Below are 19,230 nucleotides of genomic sequence, written 5' to 3'. Positions count from 1 at the left end.
TCTTAGGCGAAGAAAGAAGAGATTCGGATGAATCATCCAAGTAAGGTGCAAGGGTGGATGTACGTGTTCCTCACCGTGATGCTCGCGGCTATCGCCAACAACCGCAGCACCCAAGATCTCCAAGTTCTTGGATTTGCGATCATGAGTGTTGCGGCGCTGCACTACTGGACAGGTCGCCACGACTGACACCGGCCTAGCTGCCACCTGAGCGCTGTCGGGGGGTGCCCGGGGGCCAAACAGGGGGCCAAACGTTGCAGCCCCACAAGCACTGCCACGGACTCTCGTGGACAGTCACGGAGCGAACGAGCAGCCCTGATAGCTTGGTTGCAACGTCACGAGGGCCCTTGACCGCGTTCGGGACGAAGAGGTCGTGGGTTCAAATCCCGCCACCCCGACAGCTGTAAGACCAGGTCAGGGGCCTGATCCGCGAGAGCGGGTCGGGCCCTTGAGTGGTTTCTGAAGATCGCTGGGAGACATCTGGGAGGAGATCTTGGTCGGCTTCCCCCAGGGAGCGCTCGCCGTGGCTGCCCACCGTGAGGCGGCCAATCGTTCTTGGACCTGCACGTTCCGCGGATCTGGGCCCTCGGCTGGTCAAGAACAACATGCGAGACATGGCTGCCCCACGCCTCAGTGCCTCCTAATACTCCAGCTGTAGATAACGATCATGCCTGGTTCGCGGTTTGACGGCTGTAGTGGCTGGCTTGGGAACGGGCTTGATGACGACGTCTCCAGTGGGACCAGCTGAGCCAGTGGTCGGCCTCGTGGGCGGGTCGGACGATGAGGACGATGAAGAGTCGCTGGATTTCGTTGCAGGTCAACGGGAGCAGGTCGTCGGGGCCGGGGCGGAGGCGGTGCTCGTCGGCGCGGACGACGGCCAGGGCGTGGGCGAGCATGGCGAGGGTGACCCAGCGGGACCACGACGTGTAGCGGCGGAGTTGGTGCTCGTCCAGGCCAGCCAGGCCCTTGCCGGACTGGAACGTCTCTTCCACCCTCCACCGGGATCCCGCGACCCGCACCAGAGCTGTCAGGGGTACCGGCTCGGATGAGAAGCAGCGGTAGTAGGCGAGTTCGCCCGTGGTGCAGTTGCGGCGAATCAGCAGGTGGCGTAGGCCGGGCGCGGTGCTGGGCACCTCGATGTGAGCCCAGTCGTAGAAGCGATGTCCTTTGGCTCCGGCTCCGGCGGACAGCTTCTGCCAGGCCCGTTTGGGGATCTTCTCTGCCAGGGATTCCGCGCGGAACTTCCCGGCCCCGGTGGTGACCTCGTGGGTGCGGGCTACCGCGAGGACGTACCCGGTGGCGCGGTCCTCCAGGGCTGCGCGCAATGTGGGGTTGCCGCCATATACCTCGCCCCCAGCCACCCACGGTGCGTGGTGGCCGGAGTCCAGGAAGCGGGTGATCATGCGGGTGGCCAGTTCGGGCTTGGTGGCCAGTTCGGGCTTGGTGGCGAACGCGGTGTCCGGGTGGAGTCCGGCGGCCTGGCAGCGGTCGGGTTGGTCGGTCCACGAGCGCGGGATGTAGAGCTCTCGATCCAGTGCGGCGTGTCCGCGCCTGCCTGCGTAGGCGAGATAGACGGCGACTTGGGGGTTTTCGATCCTGCCCGCAGTACCGGTGTATTGACGCTGGACGCCGACGGTGTGGATGCCCTTCTTCACGTCGCCGGTCTCGTCGACCACGACCACCGCCTGGTCGTCGTGCAGGTGCTCGACCACATAGTCGCGCAGGTCGTTGCGGACGGCGTCGGCGTCCCACTTGGCCCGGCTCAGCAGGTGCTGCATGGCGTCGGGACTCGCCTCCCCGGCCCATTCGGCGACGGTCCAGCAGTTCTTCCGCGGCAGGTCCGCGAGCAGTCCCAGTACCAGGTGCCGTATTCGCCGTCGGGGTTCGACCCGGGCGAACCTGCCCGCGATGCGGTCCATCAGGCCCTCGAACGCTTCCTGCCAACGGGCAGCGTCTACCCTGTGACCTGCGGCCACCGCGTGATCGTTTGTCTTCACACACCGATGATCAACGGTGGCCGCACTTGCCAGTGCCAGTGGGGCGGGACGGCTCGTCGAAGGGGAAGCAGTGCTGGGATTGCTGGGCTTCTACGACGAACTCGACAACCACTCCGGCCAGCCGAACGGATCGATCCGTGACGCTGCCCGGCCCGTCGGCGAGCCGGACGAGGCGGACCTGGTGGCCTACCTGGACGCCGGCCATGTCCTGATCGACGTCATGGAAGCCGGGCACGACGTCATCACCGGCAGCGCCCACCGGCACTCTCCGGGATGCTCGTCGCTGGTGACGGACGGTACCTGGTTGTGGCGTCAGGACTTCCCGCACTACCTGGAAACCCACCACATCTCACTGCCCGAGACGTTCCTCGAACACGTCCGCAGCCTGAACTATCAGATGCCCGCGATCACTGTCGCGCAATTCGCTCCGCACTACGACGAGACCATGCCCCTGGTCGGCTGGGCCTCGGCTGTCCCGTGGCGATCGGCTGCGACCACGCTCGTCCCTGAACCACGAGCAGTGACCAGCAAAGCCCAGTTCGACGCGGCGATGCAGGACCAGGATCGGCCACACGGCGGCTGGGGCAAGCGGCGCAAATCGCGGAAATCGTAAGCGCCAGCGGCCCAAGAGCGATCTACAGCTGGAGTACTAGGCCGACGCTCGTACCGTCGTTCAACAAATCACAGTCGCCTTTTGGCGATCTGCACCCAAGCCTGTGGCGCGCTGTCACAGGCCCGGCATAGCGTCTCCCCCGGCAACGGGCTTTGCGGGCTTGAGAGCCTGTCGTGGCACGGGAAGGACACTTTCGTCAGTCAAATCCTGGACGGAGATGAGAGGGCCAGAACATACCGCTTCCAGCAGCTCTCGTTGAGCCGATTCCTCCTGCACCAGTAAGCCGAGGATGTTGAGCAGCGTGAGCAACTCAGTTGTCCAGTCAGGGGACCAACGACGGGCCACCACATGGTCGAGTTCCAGACGTCTCTTGCCTGCTGGATTCTTCCGACGATAGCCGAACCACTTGTCAAGGACGTTCATCCCGGAGACCTGATACTCCCTGGTGGATGGCGGCACCGGCGCGATACATCCCGAACCAATCCACAGACGCTGCTCTTCCAGTTCGTATCGGAGGGTCTGCGGCATCCCTTCCTCTGTATCCGGTATCTCTACGGCGCAGCGAGGACGATTTGAGGGAAGCCGTAGCGCCTCACGTGTGCGTCCTTCCGCCCGGTCAGCGAAGCGTTCCCCGTAGGTGTGCAACCACAGAACACGGCGACCGATGCCCACCACGCGGCCCCACAATCGAGCGTCACCAGTGAGGGGTAACCGGACACCAGGATTTTCGAGGTTTTCCCGGAAGCGCTCCGTGTAGGCGGGATGGGAGACCAGGCCAGCGATGTAGGCCAGGAAATCCTCATGCGTGACCGGCATGGAGAGTCGTCGTGAGAGAACGTCGAGCAGAGCGGGAGTGATGTTGGGGGATTCGCCCCGTGCATCACGGTAGAACGGCCGGACACAACCGCTGCGTCCGTTGAAGTAATGCATGTCAGGGATCAGCGCGCTGAAGACGAGGGCCGGTCCGTTGACGACGGGGTGGGCGTTCTGTTCCACGGTGAATACCTGCCGATCCCCCCTCACTCGCCAGAGCTCAGGACGCGCGACGACCATGAGCCGGTGATCCGGCAGGATCATCTGGCGGTCGAAGGAGCGATATCCCACTTGTACGGGGTCGGGCTGAGGCCGCTGCTCCTGTCGTAGGGGAGTCATGTCGTAGCCGTTCGTTTGGGCAAGAGGCTCCACTCTGCTGTCGATTGTGCGGTCTCTGGCTTCTCCGAAGAGTTTCCTGCGCTCCGATGCATCGGCGCCCAGGAAAATGCGCCATCTCCTGCGGAGCGTTGCCTCGTCCGGTGCGTACACCCAGACCCGGCCGGGTGTCACCCCGCGCGACGACCAGGGCATCAGGTCTCCGAGTAGAGGCGCGTTCGCCCATAAGTCGTCCCCTTCCGGAAGGAAGGGGTCGGTGCCGCCCGTCGCGCAATCTCGCCACTCGGGATCGTCGAGGGTCAGGTTGAGCAGGCGCCGGGTCTTGTCCTCTCGGTGCCCATGCACTTTCAGATGGTGTACGAGAGCAGCGTCCTCGCAGTGTTCGTCTCGTCGGCGTACGAATACCGCGATGCACAGCTCTTGAGCGACATCCGGGAAGAGGCGGTTCGCCACGGCAGATCGCTGGCCTTCGGGGGAAAGATCGATGACCCAGCCTTCGTCGGCTGATTTCCGTAGGTAGCGACGCATGCCTGCGAATGCACGACTCTTCAGCCAGGCTTTCGGAGTGATGTAGGCAACGACACCGAACGGTGCGTCATCGTGGGCGTCGAAAACTTTCCAGGTGCCCCAACGCCAGAAGAAAACATGCAGGTTGGACAGCTTCGACTCGTAGGTACCGTTGCCGGCCAGTCGGAAGGCGTCGAGGGGTGGATCCTCACCGACATTCGGATCACCTGCCTCGATCCATTTACCCGCGCCCCGAGTAACAGCATCGTGTGGTGGGTTGCCGATGACCACCATGACGCGCTCGTCCCGCTTGACCTTGTTGGCCTGTCGGCGGGACTCCGCGAGAGGGCGGTAGGTGTGGGGAATCCAGTTGAACTCGGCCCTCGGGTTGTCGAGAGTGTCGGCCACCAGGAGGCGCAGTCCTTGGCTGGGAGCAGCGGAGCCGTAATCCTTCAGCAGTGCATGCATCCGCAGGTCCGCCACGGCATAAGGGCCTATCTGCCGTTCGAAGCCGATGAGCCGCTGCCCCGCCATCTGCCGGAGCCGGGGACCGAGCGCACCGAGTCCCTCCTCCTCTGTGATGATGGCGGCCGCCCGCTTGAGGACAGACAGCAAGAACGTGCCCGTTCCCATGGCGGGGTCGACTACGACCACTTCCGATGACGCGAAGCCGGTCTCGATCCCGAACGACCTCTTCAGAATCGCCTCGGTTAAACGAACCATGGCCTCGACCACACCGTGCGGCGTGTAGTACGAGCCGGTGCGCACGCGCAGCTCACGGTCGTAGATCTGCAAGAAGTCCTCGTACAGGAGGAGGTAGGAGTCTCCGGAACCATCGTCGAGTCGGCTCCAATCAACGACTCCCACCACTCGCAGCAGGGTGTCGAGCGTGGTGGACAGATCTCCCGTCGCCGACTCTTCGGTGAGGACGTCGAGGGCCTTTCCCATCAGGGAGTGCCGCTTGCCCAGTTTCGCGGCGATGGCATGGACCGTTTCACCGTCGAAGGCGATGCCTTCGACCCTTGCGAGCAGCAGGGCGAACACCACTGTCTGGCCGAACTGCTCAACGAACTCGTCGTCAGTTGTCTCAGGGAAGAGAAGTCGTCGCCATTCTTCGGCGATCTCCGTGAACACGCGGCGGCGCCTGCCAGCCTTCTCCTGAACCATCGACTCGGCTACCTCGTCACAAAGCAGACGACACAAGCCGGCGACGGACCGAACCAACTGCTTGGTGGTACGAGGCGGCTTCGGCTGCCAGGTGAGGAAGTCATGAAGCACTCTGGCCAGGGCTCCGCCGTCGGGAGTGAGCCGGCCTCCCGATCTGAGGACCGAACCCTTCATCCGGGCAAGTTCCCCAGTGAGTTGACCGCTGCGGTACAGCGCAAACTCGTCCCCATCGCAATAAAGGACGTTGGGCAATAGTCGCAACTTCTCCCACTGGCCAGCACTGTCCCCAGTGAAGAGTGAGGGGTCCGCCCCGCGCCCCGGCTTCTTCAACTCGATGTAGCCGACGAGCGCTCCGTCGACTGACACGGCGTAGTCGGGCCTGGCCCGCAGGTCTACGAGCGGGACCTCACCGGTCAGCGTGATCGTGAATCCCAAGCGTCCGCCGACCGTCCGGATCAAGGTCTCCAGCGGGCCGCGGAGTTGATCCTCCTGCCACCCACCGCCCTTTAGCTTCGGAGTGACCTCGGCGCCGAAGGCGGAAACAGCCGCTCGCACGGCTTCCTCGTAGCTACCGCGTTGATTTGCTCGTACCGCCACGCCGCCCCCCTGACGGTCAAAGCGGCCGACGGCACCTGTGCAGACCTCACGGCCGCACCCTGCTCTCGAATGTGCTATGCCCCATCCCGACATCACGCTCTTACTGAATGTAAGGAGCAGGCAGCAGATTGTGAAGAGCGCGTCAGGTGACGACTAGGCCCTTGTGTGGCCCCTCTGAATAGGACGGATACCACCGTGAGTTCCCGAGCCACAGCCGACCCAGGCCACCGCCCGATCGGCAGCAGAAGTCTTTGGCTCCAAGCCACTGACCGCGGCAGCCTGATGGACAGGGCCCCCCGCTAGCGCGCAACCGGCGTTCAGCATGCGCGAGTTCGACCCCACCTCGAGTCCGTCATCGCCCCTCTGACTGCCGCTTCACACTCCCCAACCACAGCACGTCACGCGCCCGGGTCATGGCCACGAAGAGTTGGCTGCGCGCCAGTTCGTTGCGCTCGCGCTCGGTTTCCGAGGCTTGCGCGTCGGGTGTGCGGGTGCCGTTCGCCAAGGCCGCGTCGTACTCCGGGAGGTAGACGCGCTTGAACTCCAGTCCCTTCGCTCGGCGATAACTGCCGAGTTTGACGGCGTCGACGGGGCGGCCGTCGTAGTGCTCCAGCAGGCATACGGAGATGCCCGCCCGTTCAAGGAGCCGCTGGTAGTGGCCGATGGCGCGCATGGACGGACACAGCACCGCGGTGTCCGGGCGGGCCTCGGGCGGCAGGTCGCGCAGGGCATCCAGGAGGGCCTGGTCGTGCTCGGCCGGCGTCGGCTTCGATAGACGGATCACGTTGCCGTCGTGATAGGTGAGATCGACGTCTCGGCGGCCCGGCGTGGGGAGCCCGTCGATGTCCTCGAAGGAGTCCTCGGCGACGACCGTGAGCGCCGCGTCAAGGATCTCCTTGCTGTTGCGGTAGTTGGTGCGCAGCACTTGCCCGCGGTCGCCGCGGATGTCGATGCCGGCGTCGGACAGGCGGAAACCACCAGGGTAGACAGCCTGTTGGCCGTCGCCCACCAGCAGCAGTCCGTTGGGCGCGTCGCCGACGAGAGCATGTACGAGCCGTACTCCGACCAGGGTCAGGTCTTGGACCTCATCGACGATCACCGCCGCATAGCGGTGTTGTTCTGTGCTGCGCCGCGCTTCTGCCAGGGCGAGGGAGAGGATGTCGTTGAAGTCGTGGACGCCGCGCTCGATGCGGAGCGCTTCGTATGCCTCGTACAGGGCCCAGACGGCCTGCCGATGAGTACGCCGCAGACTCGCGCGACGGCGTCGGCGGGGCACCGTGGCGTACTCCTCGAAGGACGTGATGCCGCGCCCCTTGATGACGTGGTCGATCTCCTCCTTCCAGTATCCCGGGGCCGGGTCTATCTCGGTCAGGCAGCTCTCGCGGCCTACGTGCTTCCAGGCGAGGCTGAAAGCGGTCTGGGCCTTGTCTCCGTGCAACCGGACGGGGATACCGCTGTCACGCAGGAACTCTTGGGCCCAGGAGTGCAGGCTTCGGAAGTCGACCCTGTCGGCCACGGCGGGAGACATGGTCTTGAGGAAAGTCGCCTGCACCCGAGGGAGGTTGTTGGCGAAAGTGACGTACAGGAGCCGACCGGTGGTGCGCTGGGCGAGGTGTGCCGCACGGTGGAGGCCGACGACGGTCTTGCCCGTGCCCGCAGGACCGCTGATCCGTGCCGGGCCTGCCCAGTTGCGGCGCACCAGAGCCACCTGATCCGGGTGCAGAAAGGTCATCCACTGCTCGATCGGGGCCCGCAACGCTTCTTCCAGAGCCGCCTCGCGCAGTCCGTCAAGGTCGAACAGGCCGTCGGACAACTCTCCTTGGGGCTGCTCGTGAGGCGGGGACGGTAGCGTCTGCGTTACAGACGATCCCTCGTGTTCGGGGAAGATCCGCTCCAGATGGTCGGCGATGGCGCGTACAGATTCGGCGCGAAGTCGACTGCGCTCCGACAGCAGAGCAGGCCCGATCTCCTGCTCCCCCAGTAGCCGGATCCTGCCCAGCCCGGCATCGACGCGCTGCCCCGCGAAAACCATGAAGGGTTGAACCGCGACCGGGGACATCCCCAAGGACGCCACCGCGGACTCGGCCGCCTTCGTCACGGCCAGGAGCTTGGCCGCGTGCTCATCGCGGGGCTCTCCGCCGGCGCGGAGCTTTCCCTCCGAAACCTCTGGTGCGGAGCGCCAGTTCTTGACATCGAGAACGAACACACCGCCGGGACCAACCAGCAGCATGTCCACGTTGGCTGCCCGCGTTCCCGGCCACCTGCGGTCGACCAGTAACCGCCACCCGCGTGCTGTCAGGACCAATAGCTGGGCGGCGACCCTGCGTTCGCCCTCGCTGGCGGCTTCCCAACGGAGTGCCTGCCGCCGGGCCGTCTGCCACTGCTCCCTGAGCAACCGCTCCTGCCGCCGCGCCTCTTGCGCCCGCCGCGATGCCGATCCACCAGCCGCCATGCCTGCCCCCTTGTACGCAGAGTAGTGATCTTAAGACGATCAGCGAGGGACAGGGCAGGGCGCATAAGTGACCAAGTGCTTCCCCACCGAACGACTTCAGCCATGCGCGGTCACCGGGCACATAGCTGTAGCTGGTGGATCAGGGATCTGCGGTGAGTGGAGGGCCCGGTAACCGGTCTCGGGCACACGGGCAGCCGACCGCGCGTCGGCCGACTCGCCGTCAAACGGCAAGGTTTTGTCATGTCCCCAACCTGAGGGCAGGGTGGATATCCCCGTGACGGTCAGGACGTCGCGAGGGCACCGGGCCGTCATGGGGGTGGTCCGGTCACAGGCAGGGGATTCCGTGCCGGTCCTTCACGGGTCACCCGCACACGCCCACACGTTCCCCGGCGTACAGCCGGGCTCGCCGACATCTGTCATCAACCGTACTCGCCCTGCTCCTGGGCCTGTTGGGTGTCTTCGTCGCACCCGGCATCGCAAGCGTCGATCCCGGCGACCCGAACCCTCATTTGATCGACTGGACCGTCGTCGACGCCTTCCGGGGTACGGCGGGCAACGACATCCCGTTGCGTGAAGGGCAGACCGACTGCAAGAGCCCCGAGTGCAACCCGCCCGTGGACGGCTTCGGCAGGCGTCACATCCTGGAACACGGTGTGGTGCCCGACCACGAGGACATCCAGAAGACCATCGGCACAGAGGGCTTCTGCATCCCCGCCCCGGACAACCGGGTGATCTGCACCAACACGGACGCCAGCCTCGTCGTCGTGTACGTCACCCACAACGACCCACGCTCGGGCGACGGAAGGCCGTTCGGGATCATCACCGCCTACTACTTCCTGCCCTGCTTCCAGGCCGCTGACTGCACAGGGCCCGAGCAGCCCCACAAGGTGGACACAGCCCTCACCTACACCGGTGCCGACCGCGCGGTGAACGGGTCACCGGCCGTCCTGTCGGCGAAACTCACCAACAACTTCGGGACGCCGATCGACGGCCGTGCCGTGCGGTTCGCCCTGGGCACAGGGGCCACGCAGCAAACGTGCACCGGCACCACCACGGCATCGGGCACGGCAACCTGCACCATCGACTCCGTCGACCAACCGCAAGGGACATCGAACGCCGTGCCTGTCGCCGTCACCTTCAGCGGCGATGACGACTACAACCCGTCCAGCGCGGTCGCCGAACTGGGCCTCACCTCGCCGACGAAGCTCGACTACACCGGCGTGACGCACCTAGCCAACGGCACTCCGGCCCAACTGGCCGCCAAACTCCCCGACTTCCACGGAGACGCGGTTCCCGGCCACAGCGTGCACTTCACCCTCGGCACCGGGGACGACCAACAGACATGCACCGGCACGACGAGCGACGCCGGGATCGCTACCTGCACCGTCGCCTCGGTCGACCAGCCACTGACCGACTCCGCCACCGTTCCGCTGCGCGCGTCCTTCGCCGGTAACGCCGGCTACCTGGCCTCCGACACCTCCGTACAGCTGAAGCTCCAGTACGCGACGGGCCGTGCCTACGGCATCTCGGCGCACATCGACCTCATCGGCGTACCGCTTTTGGAGATCGATCCGCAGCCCGACACCGGAACCGTCCGCACGGCGGACGCGACCACGACCGCCACGCCGTGCTCGGCTGAGTACGACTCGGTCCTGCTGTCCGTGCAGAAACTGTGCCCCAAGGTCACCACGACACTCGCCCCCGGCAAGGTCACGGCGGCCTCGACCGTGGCGCAGGCACGCATCGGGCTGCCTGGTGTGCCGGTCATCGAGGTATCCGGACTCACCGCGACCTCCAGCAGCCAGTGCGGCAAGGCCACGGGCAGCACCAGGCTCACCCTGAAGATCGCGGGAGTTCCGGTTACCGTGTCGGGGGATCCGAACACGGAGATCCGGCTCGTCGGAGGTGGCCGGCTCATCGTGAACGAACAACTGCCCTCGACCGGGGCCGACGCCGGTCTCGAGGTCAACGGCGTCCACCTCGTCCTGCCCGCCGACGGTGGTGAGGTCGTCCTGGCCTCGACGGACAGCGCGATGCACAACTGCGGTGACTGACGTCCCCGCCGACTGGGGCGGACCGGAGGAATACACGGACGTATTCCTCCGGTCCGCTCTCCGGGCCGCCCACGATCTCTGTGAACGACGGGGCGCCGAACTGGAGTCGCTCACCTGCGAAATCGTACCCGGCACCACGGGCGACATGGTCGTAGCCGCCACGACCGTGATCATCTACCGCGGTCGCCGTTGCGTCTTCCGTCGCGGGATCTGGCCACCGAGCCACCCCGCCACCATCCGAGCCGCCATCTACGCATCCGTCCTGGAGGAGCGCCTGATGACACGCGTGGTCTCCCAGCTCGGCGACGACACATCGTCAGTCGACCTCTGAGCCGCGCACTCACGAATGTCGGGTCCATGCGCGATTCCCTATCTCGAACCGGACAGGGACAGCACCTGGAAGGCACCGAAGCCGAACTGGCCGAGGTACTTCGCCTTCCGCATCTGGCTTCTTACCGAGGGCTGCACGCATCGATGTGTACGAGGTGACGGACTACGACGTGGTGCGCCGGTTGCCGACATAGACGGGTTTCCGTTCGAAACCACCATGCCGTTGACGACGCGCTCTACTACACCGTCACCGCGCAACTCCAGGGCTCCGGGGACATCAACTGCTCGGTGACCGTCAACGGTCACACGAAGAAGGGCCACGCGTCCGGCGGCTACAACATCTGCGACGCACAACTGAGTTCCGGCCTGTTCGGCGACTGGAAGTGACAGGGCCGCAGCCGAGAGCCGGGGAGAGGGAAGCCTGGAGGGCCAGGCGCGACGAGATCCGTATCTCCTGATCTCCTGCCTCAAGCAAGCGTTCCCAGGCCTTCTCGCCAGAGCGTGATCACGCAGGCCTTCCGCGCCCCCGCACCGGGGTGACGATCAGCGGCGGGCCCGACCCTCGCGTCGGGGCTCGGGGAGCGAGTCGGCCCCCCGCTGTGCTGAGCAGCACTTTGAGGGCCGGCGCTGAATCCAGCACCGGCCCTCTGGCATTCGCCCCGAGTGATCAACGCACTCAGTACGACAGCGCGTCCTGCGCATCCGACAGCCAGTACGTCACCCGCAGCGAGTCGTCGACGTAGACGCCCTTCGTCGGCAGGGTCGGCGTCGCCGCCGGGCTGATGCTGTTGTTGGCGCGGTCGAAGAAGTAGACGGAGAGGGACTTGGCGGTGTGGCCGTTGGTGCCGCTGCCGTCGTTGCCGCCCGAGAGGGCCACGCCGGCGTAGCCCGACTCGCCCGGGGCGAGAGACGTGACCGCCTGCGGCTGGGACTCCTTCATCACCGGCGGTACCGACTGGGCGTCGCCGAAGTTCACGGCCGGGTAGTAGTAGAGGTCGCAGATCTTGGAACCGGTGTTGGTGACCGTGAGCAGCATGTGGTTGATGGGCCTCTTGACCGTCTGCGCGGTCACCTTGGTGTTGGCGCCGCTGCACGGGACGCTCGCCGCGGACGTGTCCGTGCCGGAGCCCCCACTCGACTTGCTGCCCCCGGACCCCTTGCTGCCGCCTGTCGAAGAGCCCCCCGTCGACGAGCCGCCCGTCGAAGAGCCACCCGTAGACGAGCCGCCCGTAGACGAGCCACCCGACGTGGAACCGCCGGCCTGTCCCGCCGTACCGGTCTTCGTCCCGGCCGGTTCCGGAGTCGCCACCGAAGAGGAAGAGGAGGACGACGACGAAGAGGGAGAGACCTGGTTGGCCGCGCCCTCGTCCTGTACGCCCAACTTGTCGTTGCAGGCCGTGAGCGAGAGCGCGGCGAGCGCGACGGTCGCGGCGGAGGCGAAGAGACGGGTGCGGGTACGGGAACGGGTGCGGGCGGTGAACGTGGACATGGCTGTATCCCCCTCGGAAAGTGGTGACTGGCGGGCCGCCCATCTGTTCGGCGGGCGGCGTGCTTTGATGACCGCAGCCTGTGCCGCTTTCCGTCCCAGCAGCTAGGACAGCCGGGATATACGGGAACCTGGAACGTTCGCACGGGCTCTCACCTGGGGGAACAATGACTCCCTGGAACACCTGACTGGAATGGGGGAAAGGTGGCGACGCCTGAGGAGACAGCCGAGTTCGCGGCGCTGATACGGGAGCTCAAGGACCGTTCGGGGCTCAGTTACGGCGTGCTCGCGAAGCGGCTGCACATGAGTACGTCGACGCTGCACCGCTACTGCAACGGCGACGCCGTACCCACGGAGTACGCCCCCGTGGAGCGGTTCGCCCGGCTCTGCAAGGCGTCCCCGGAAGAACTCGTCGAGGCCCACCGCCGGTGGATCCTGGCCGACGGGGCACGCCAGCGGGACCGGAGGGCTGCCACGGAGGCGGCCACCGAGACGCCCACCACGGCAGATACACCACCGGAACCGGGCACGGAGGCGACCACCGAGCCCACCCCCGACCCCACCCCTTCGGCGAGCCGACCCTCCGTACAAGAACCACAGCCCCCCGTACGCGGCAACCACAACCGCCGCCGCATCACCCTCCTCACAGCCGCCGCCGTAGCCGTCGTCCTCGCCGCCACGGCCCTCGTCCCCCGCCTGGTGTCCGGCGGTGGCGACGACCAGAAGCAGGAGGCGGGCTCCGTGACCGCCACCAAGCGGGGCGCCCATTCACCGACCGCCTCCCCGACGGCGGCGTCCACCTCCTCGCCCTCTTCCTCCGTGTCCCCTTCCGACACCGCGAGTCCGTCCCGGTCCGCCACCACCGGCGGCGACGTCTCCGCCTCCCAGAGCGCGAAGTCCGGCGGGGACGCGGACGTGGCGACGGAGGTTCCGCTGACGGTGACGACCCGGCCGTACGCCTGGGAAAGTCCGTGCAGCCAGACCTACCTGGTCGACCGTTCGCAGGGGAAGCTGCCGCCTCCGCCGACCGAGCAGGACGCGCCGAGCTGGGTGAGCGCGCTGGGGGCCGTCTCCGCCGACAGCCAGTACCTCGAACTCACCGTGCAGGGCACCGGCCACGACACCGTGGTGCTCAACTCCCTGAACGTACGGGTGGTCGGCAGCGGTGCGCCGGTCGCCTGGAACGCGTACACCATGGGGTACCTCGGGGTCGGCTGCGGCGGTGGCGTCCCCACGCACTCCTTCGACGTCGGGCTCGACGCGAGCCGCCCGGTGGCCACGCCCAAGTCCGGGCAGACCGGACTCCCGTACAAGGTGAGCGAGAGCGACCCCGAGGTCCTGTACATCACGGCCGCCGCCGCGTCCCACGATGTGCGCTGGTACATGGAGCTGGCGTGGACCAGCGGCACCCGCCACGGTGTGCTGCGCATCGACGACCAGGGCAAACCGTTCCGCACCAGCGGCATGGCCGGACGCCCGCGGTACATCTACTCGCTGGACGACAGCGCGTGGGTGCCCTTTCAGGGCGACTGAGGGGGCCGCCACGCCGTCACGTTGACACGGACCGTCCCCGGACGTTGACTGGCAGCACGGCGCAGGGCAGTGGCCGGTACCCGGACGATCCCCCAACGCCGTCAGGCGGAACGGAAGCGACCCCCGATGATGTACGACCAGACACGCGCCCAACAGCCCGCGAGCCAGAACCGGGGCTCCTCCGAGCGCCGCACCCCGGGCCCGGAGCCGCTGCTCCCGGCCGGCGAACGGGACCAGGTCCTCCAGCGCCTGCGGCACGCCCTCAACACCTTCGCCGACGCCCCGGGCGACGCCCTGGAAGAAGCGGAGAGCGCCTACGACGAGGCCACCGCCCACCTCGTGAAGGCCCTCGCGGCCCGACGAGAACTCCTCCGCGCCGGCTGGGCCGACCAGGACCCGGAGTCCCAGTCCGAGGAACTCCGGCACGCGCTGCGCCAGTACCGCGAGATCACGCAACGCCTGCTTCAGCTATAGCCGCCCGCACTCCCGCGTGATCGCGTGATCGCCGCCTCCACCGCCCCGACCCGCTCCGCCAGCACCCCGAGAGCCACCACCGCACGGCTCAACGGATCGCCCTCCGCCGCACCCCGCTCCCGCCCGTATGCCGTCTTCAACTCGCCCCACCGCACCGCCTGTTCGCGGCTCAGCGTGCCCCGCAACTCCCCCAGCTTCAGCAGGTTTGCCTCCGCCCCCGACCCCAGCGTCTGCGCCTCAGCCGCGTAGTGGTCGTCCAACACCGCCGACAACTCACGGGAGTTCATCACCGGCTCGATGCGCCGGGCGATCCGGTTCATGGTGCGGTACGACCCCTGGAGCCGGAACGGCGGTTCCGTGCGGTCCGTGTCCGTCGTCGCCGCCGACGCCATGTACGCGGCGTTGACCGCCAGCACCGTGGCGCGGGCGGTGACCAGATGCCCCAACACCGCGACGATCCGGGCCAGTTCGGCGGGCGCACAGGCGTAGGAAAGCTGGTCGGCGCGGGCCGTCGCGTCGCCCTGCGCCAGTCGGAGCAGCAGGTCCAGGTCGTCCCGGTCGCGTCCGGCCAGCGGGGCCAGTACGGGGTTGGAGGTCAGCGCGTTCTCGATGAAACTCAGGGCGAACACCGCTTCCTTGCCGGTCAGTACATCACCGAGGTTCCAGACGTCGGCACGGTTCGCCAGCATGTCGGGGACGCGGAACCGCCCGCCCGACTCGGTGTACGGGTTGCCGGTCATACAGACCGCGAACCGCTTGCCCCGCAGGTCGTAGGTGCGCGGCGCTCCCTCCCACACGCCCTCCACCCTTCGCGTGGCATCGCACAACGGGATGAATTTCTGGAGGAGTTCGGGCGAGGTGTGCTGGATGTCGTCGAGGTGGAGAAGCACGTTGTTGCCCGCCGCCAGCGCGAAGTTGACCTTCTCCACCTCTTGGCGGGCGGTCGCGTTCGGCGCCTCGGCCGGGTCGAGGGAGGTGACGCCGTGGCCGAGGGCCGGGCCGTTCACCTTGACCAGCAGCAGGCCGAGCCGGTCGGCGACGTACTCCATGAGGGTCGTCTTGCCGTATCCCGGCGGGGAGATGAGCAGCAGCAGACCGCCCGAGTCGCCGCGCCGCCCCTCCCCCGCCGTACCGATCTGCCGGGCCAGGTTGTCGCCGACCAGCGGGAGGTACACCTCGTCGACCAGCCGCCCCCGCACGAAGGACGACAGCACGCGCGGACGGTACTCGTCGAGCCGCAGGCGCGCGCGTTCCGCCGCGACCAGGGCGGTACGGCGGCGCTGGTACGCGCGGTGGGCGGGAACCTCTGTCGCCCTGAACTCCCGTGTCCGTGCCAGGAGTTCGTCGACCCGGAAAGAAAGAGAACCAGCCTCGATCCGCGGGTGCGTGCCCAGCAGCCCCCCGACCGTCTCCGTCACCCGCGCGTCCGACTCGTACCGCGCAGCGTCCGGACAGAGTTCGGCCGCGACCGCCTCCGCCAGGTCCCCCGGGTCGACCTCGGTACCGGACGCCGTCGTGTACGCCGTCAGCCACGCCTCCACCAACTGGCGGCGCGCACCCGGGTCGTCGAGCGCCCGCACATCGTCGTCGTAGGCCGAACCACCCACCGTGCGCCGGAACTTGTCGAGCAGCGTGCGCGCGCCCGCGCTGATCACGAAGCCCTCGGGGGCGGTGGTCAGTTCGTCGAAGAGGTAGGCCGCCGCGCTCTCCCCCGTGCGTTCCGCCAGCTCCGCGAGGAAGCCCGCGACGGCGGGGGTCGGTCCGAACGTGTCGCGGGCCCGTGCGAGCGATCTCGACCGAAGGGTCCAGCTCTCCCGTTCCGCCGCGCTCGTGCCGTGTGTCCAGAACAGCAACGCCGTTGCCCTGGCGGCCGGTTCGTGGCGCAGCAGGCCCGCGGCCTCGTAGCGGTGGAGCAGGGCTGTGAGGATCTCGGTCGCGTCGTGGTCGTGCACACCTCGTTCGTAGCCTTCGTCGTACGACTCCTGCGCGGCCCGGCGGACCAGGGCCGCGAGGTCGGGTTCCTGGGCTAGGGCCGGTGCGCCGTGTTCGTCGAGGAGGCGGGCGGCGAGGTGTTCCGCGCGGTAGACCGCCGGTGACTCCGAGGGCAGCGGGCGGTCCCAGAAGGCGCGGGTGGCCGCGAACTCCGGGTCGGTGACCGGGGATCGGTAGTCCGTGCCGGTGAGGGCGAAGGCCAGGCCCTCGCCGGAGGGGACCAGGGTGAGGTCGAGGGGCTCCGTGTTCACGGCGAAGCGGTGGCGGCCCAGGCGCAGGGTCCGGCCGCCGTCCGTGTAGAGGTCGGTGCGGTCGCGCAGGGCGCGGGCCGCCTCCTCGCGGGCCGCCGCGAGCCGGCCGGTCAGCTCCTCCGCGCGCACCTGGTCGCCCAGGTCCCGGAGCCGGTCGGCGCTGCGGCGGATCTTCGTCACCATCGGGTCGGAGGCGAAGTACGTGCTGACCGCGTCGGTGTCGGCGAGTGTGGCCGCCCGGCGCGCCACGGTCTCCAGGACCCGGGTCGCCGAGGCCGCCAACTGCTCGGCCCTGCGCGCCCGTTCGTCGGCCAGGGTCTGCTTGCGGCCCGAGAAGGTCTCGTAGATCTCGGTGCGTCGGTCGGTCAGTCGGTCGAGGAAGTCGTCGAAGTCGGTGAAGCGTGCTTCCAGGTTCTCCAACTGGACCAGCAACCGAGCCAGTTGGGTGTCGCAGGCCTCAGGTGTCGTCGCGTCCGCGAGGGCGCCGGTCACCGACTGACCGAGCAGCGCGAACTCGGCCGCGAACTCCGCCCTGCCCTCCCGGTCCTGGAGTTCTCTGCGGCGGGCGTCCAGCGTCGCTCGGGCCCGGTTGACCCCGCCCAGCACCTCGGCGATCCGCTCCAGGATCGACGTACGGACCGTGGCATCGCCGATGTCGAGCCCGGCGATCACCTCGGTCACCGTCCGCAGCCCGTCGGTGAGTTCGTCGAGCCGGGTGGTCACCGGTGCCGCCCCGGCGACCGTGACCAGCTCGCCCGCCTCCGCGACCAGCGCGTCGATCAGCTCGTGGTGCCCGGCGAAGGCGTCCTCGCGCGCCAGGAACGCCACCGCCCGCTGCCCGAAGGCCCCGAGGTCCGCCTGCACCCCGGCCGCCAGCTCGTCGATCCGCGCGGTGTCGGCGTACCGCATCTCCTTCAGCGTCAGCAAGTGCCCCTGCGCCCGCCGGAGTTCGGTGAGCCCGGCGACCCAGCCCGCCGCGTCCCGGGGCACCTCGCCGCGCAGCCGTCGTACGAGCGCGGTGAGCCGGTCCGTGGCATCGGCGAGGGCGTCGGCGGCCCGGGCGGTCAGGGTGCGGACCGTCTCGAACTCGCTCAGGACCTGTTCCGCTGTGACCCGGACGTCGGCCAACGGGCCGCCCAGATCGCCGAGTTCGGCGTCCCCGAGCCAGTGGTACGAGTCCGCCGCGCGGACACACGCGGCGACCAGCGCCTCGTACATCTCCGTCGTGGGTTCCATCCCCGCGACCGCGCCCGTCAGGGACAGACAGTCGGAGATCCCGCGCACGAGATCGGCGTTGCCCACCCTGAACAGCGGCCCGGGGCCGGTGAGTTGAGCGGCCGCGTGGGTGTCGGAGACGTACGGGGTGCGCCAGATCCGCACCGGATGGACGCGGGCCGCTTCCCCCTCGCCGACCTCGCTCAGCACCATCAGCATGCCGTCGTCGAAGAGCGCCCAGCCCTGGCAGGACAGCGGGGTCGCGATCTCCTTGCGGATCAGGTTGTACGGCAGCAGGAGGCTACGGCCCGGCACCCGCGCCCGGTACGCGAACAGCACGTCCTCGCCGTTGGGCGAGTGGACGACACGGGCCAACTCCAGTCCGGCGACGTCCACTTCGAAGGTCTTGTACGCCCCCGTCGCCAGGCAGTACCCGCCCGGGAAGACGATCCCCTGCTCCTCCGGCAGCCGCCTGCACGACAGACCGATCCGGTCGAGTCGTACGACCCCCTTGGTCAGCGTGTTGAAGACCAGGAAGCGCTGTGCCTCCTCCTTGTACGGCCGGACGCGCAGCAGCACCAGCGCGCCCACCCGCGCGTACGCGATCTCCGCGTCGGCCGGCGACTGCAACGGCTCGTCCACCGGCTCGGAGTAAATCCCCTCCCCCGTCTCGGTGTTGTCCTCCACCTTGACGGTGAGGGTGCCGCCGACCGTGTCGACGTACAGCCCGTCCTGGATCCGGACGTGCGGGTGCCGACCGGGGACATGGTCCTCGCGGGTCGTCTCCGTCCACTCGAAGTCGTACGGCGGCGGGAGGACGTGGTCGCGTTCGCCGTGCGCGTCCAGGAAGGTCGCCGCCCGGCCGTCTCCGGTCAGCGCCCAGCGCAGGACCCGGATGTCGTCGGCCTTCTCGCCGGTCCGGAAGACGGCGAGCAACTTGCCGTCGACGCGTCGGAGTTGGAGCAGTCGGGCCTGGCGGTAGTAGCGGTGGAGGGCGGTGAACTCCCGCACGAAGTCGGGGTCGTCGAGCAGCCCGGGTACGGCGTCCTCGGGCAGCCGGCGCAGGTCGTGGCGGTCGTGCGGGGCGAGGACGTCGGCCACCGTCGTCTCGCGGGTGATGCCGACCGATACCTGGTGGCCGAAGAGCAGTACGTCCCCTACGGCGACGATGTCGCTCGGCACGGCCGGGTGCTCGGTGTTCAGGCGCTCGGTGCCGGTGAGTTCGAGGCGGGTGGAGCCGAACTCCTCGGTGCGGCGGGCGTTGAGCGCCTCCGCACGTCGGGCGAGTTCGGCGGCCTGTGCGGCGAGGCGGTCGCGCAGGACCTCGTAGGTGCCGGTGTCCAGGCCGGTGGTCATGGGTCCCTCTCAAGGAAGCACGATCAGAAGAGTCGCTCGGGGATGTGGTCCGGAACTGCC

11 protein-coding genes are annotated in these 19,230 nt (G+C 67.9%); 6 read left to right on the top strand and 5 right to left on the bottom strand.

What is annotated here, in order from left to right; translation table 11 throughout:
* The first annotated feature begins 57 nt into the window (after positions 1 to 57).
* Positions 58 to 186, top strand: coding sequence for a hypothetical protein (locus tag ABZT04_RS04245; protein WP_356052734.1), 129 nt, complete (start codon positions 58 to 60; stop codon positions 184 to 186).
* Between the two features lie 476 nt (positions 187 to 662).
* On the opposite strand, the gene ABZT04_RS04240 is transcribed toward ABZT04_RS04245, so the two are convergent.
* Positions 663 to 1,916, bottom strand: coding sequence for an IS701 family transposase (locus ABZT04_RS04240; protein ID WP_356052732.1), 1,254 nt, complete (start codon positions 1,914 to 1,916; stop codon positions 663 to 665).
* Positions 1,917 to 2,010: 94 nt separating this feature from the next.
* Between ABZT04_RS04240 and ABZT04_RS04235 the strand changes: the two genes are divergently transcribed.
* Complete coding sequence (locus ABZT04_RS04235) at positions 2,011 to 2,607, top strand: hypothetical protein (protein WP_356052730.1); 597 nt, start codon at positions 2,011 to 2,013, stop codon at positions 2,605 to 2,607.
* A 114-nt stretch (positions 2,608 to 2,721) separates the two neighbouring features.
* Here the strand turns inward: ABZT04_RS04235 and ABZT04_RS04230 are convergent, their stop codons facing one another.
* Together ABZT04_RS04230 and ABZT04_RS04225 are read right to left on the bottom strand one after the other, a co-directional pair.
* Entirely contained in the window at positions 2,722 to 6,027 is a 3,306-nt protein-coding gene (locus tag ABZT04_RS04230; RefSeq protein ID WP_356052728.1) for a type ISP restriction/modification enzyme, read from the bottom strand.
* Positions 6,028 to 6,379: 352 nt separating this feature from the next.
* Positions 6,380 to 8,479, bottom strand: coding sequence for a UvrD-helicase domain-containing protein (locus ABZT04_RS04225; protein WP_356052726.1), 2,100 nt, complete (start codon positions 8,477 to 8,479; stop codon positions 6,380 to 6,382).
* A 449-nt stretch (positions 8,480 to 8,928) separates the two neighbouring features.
* On the opposite strand from ABZT04_RS04225, the gene ABZT04_RS04220 reads away from it, so the two are divergent.
* Both ABZT04_RS04220 and ABZT04_RS04215 read left to right on the top strand, forming a co-directional pair.
* Positions 8,929 to 10,533, top strand: coding sequence for a choice-of-anchor P family protein (locus ABZT04_RS04220; RefSeq protein ID WP_356052723.1), 1,605 nt, complete (start codon positions 8,929 to 8,931; stop codon positions 10,531 to 10,533).
* On the top strand, positions 10,526 to 10,864 hold the full coding sequence (locus ABZT04_RS04215; RefSeq protein WP_356052721.1) for a hypothetical protein: 339 nt from the start codon (positions 10,526 to 10,528) through the stop codon (positions 10,862 to 10,864). The genes ABZT04_RS04220 and ABZT04_RS04215 overlap by 8 nt, the downstream gene beginning before the upstream one ends.
* A 675-nt stretch (positions 10,865 to 11,539) precedes the next feature.
* Here the strand turns inward: ABZT04_RS04215 and ABZT04_RS04210 are convergent.
* Entirely contained in the window at positions 11,540 to 12,352 is an 813-nt protein-coding gene (locus ABZT04_RS04210; RefSeq protein ID WP_356052719.1) for a DUF4232 domain-containing protein, read from the bottom strand.
* A gap of 201 nt (positions 12,353 to 12,553) precedes the next feature.
* On the opposite strand from ABZT04_RS04210, the gene ABZT04_RS04205 reads away from it, so the two are divergent.
* Positions 12,554 to 13,882 (top strand): helix-turn-helix transcriptional regulator, encoded by a 1,329-nt coding sequence (locus tag ABZT04_RS04205; RefSeq protein WP_356052717.1) that lies wholly within the window; start codon positions 12,554 to 12,556, stop codon positions 13,880 to 13,882.
* Between the two features lie 126 nt (positions 13,883 to 14,008).
* Positions 14,009 to 14,356, top strand: coding sequence for a hypothetical protein (locus ABZT04_RS04200; RefSeq protein WP_356052715.1), 348 nt, complete (start codon positions 14,009 to 14,011; stop codon positions 14,354 to 14,356).
* On the opposite strand, the gene ABZT04_RS04195 is transcribed toward ABZT04_RS04200, so the two are convergent.
* Positions 14,347 to 19,170: a DNA repair ATPase gene (locus ABZT04_RS04195; RefSeq protein WP_356052713.1), complete on the bottom strand. Its 4,824-nt coding sequence runs from the start codon at positions 19,168 to 19,170 to the stop codon at positions 14,347 to 14,349. The two genes, ABZT04_RS04200 and ABZT04_RS04195, sit on opposite strands and share 10 nt — an antisense overlap.
* Between the last annotated feature and the right edge of the window lie 60 nt (positions 19,171 to 19,230).

The sequence above is a fragment of the Streptomyces sp. NPDC005492 genome (genome assembly GCF_040605995.1).
Lineage (GTDB): Bacteria > Actinomycetota > Actinomycetes > Streptomycetales > Streptomycetaceae > Streptomyces.
This window is presented reverse-complemented; position numbering and strand designations above follow the sequence as displayed.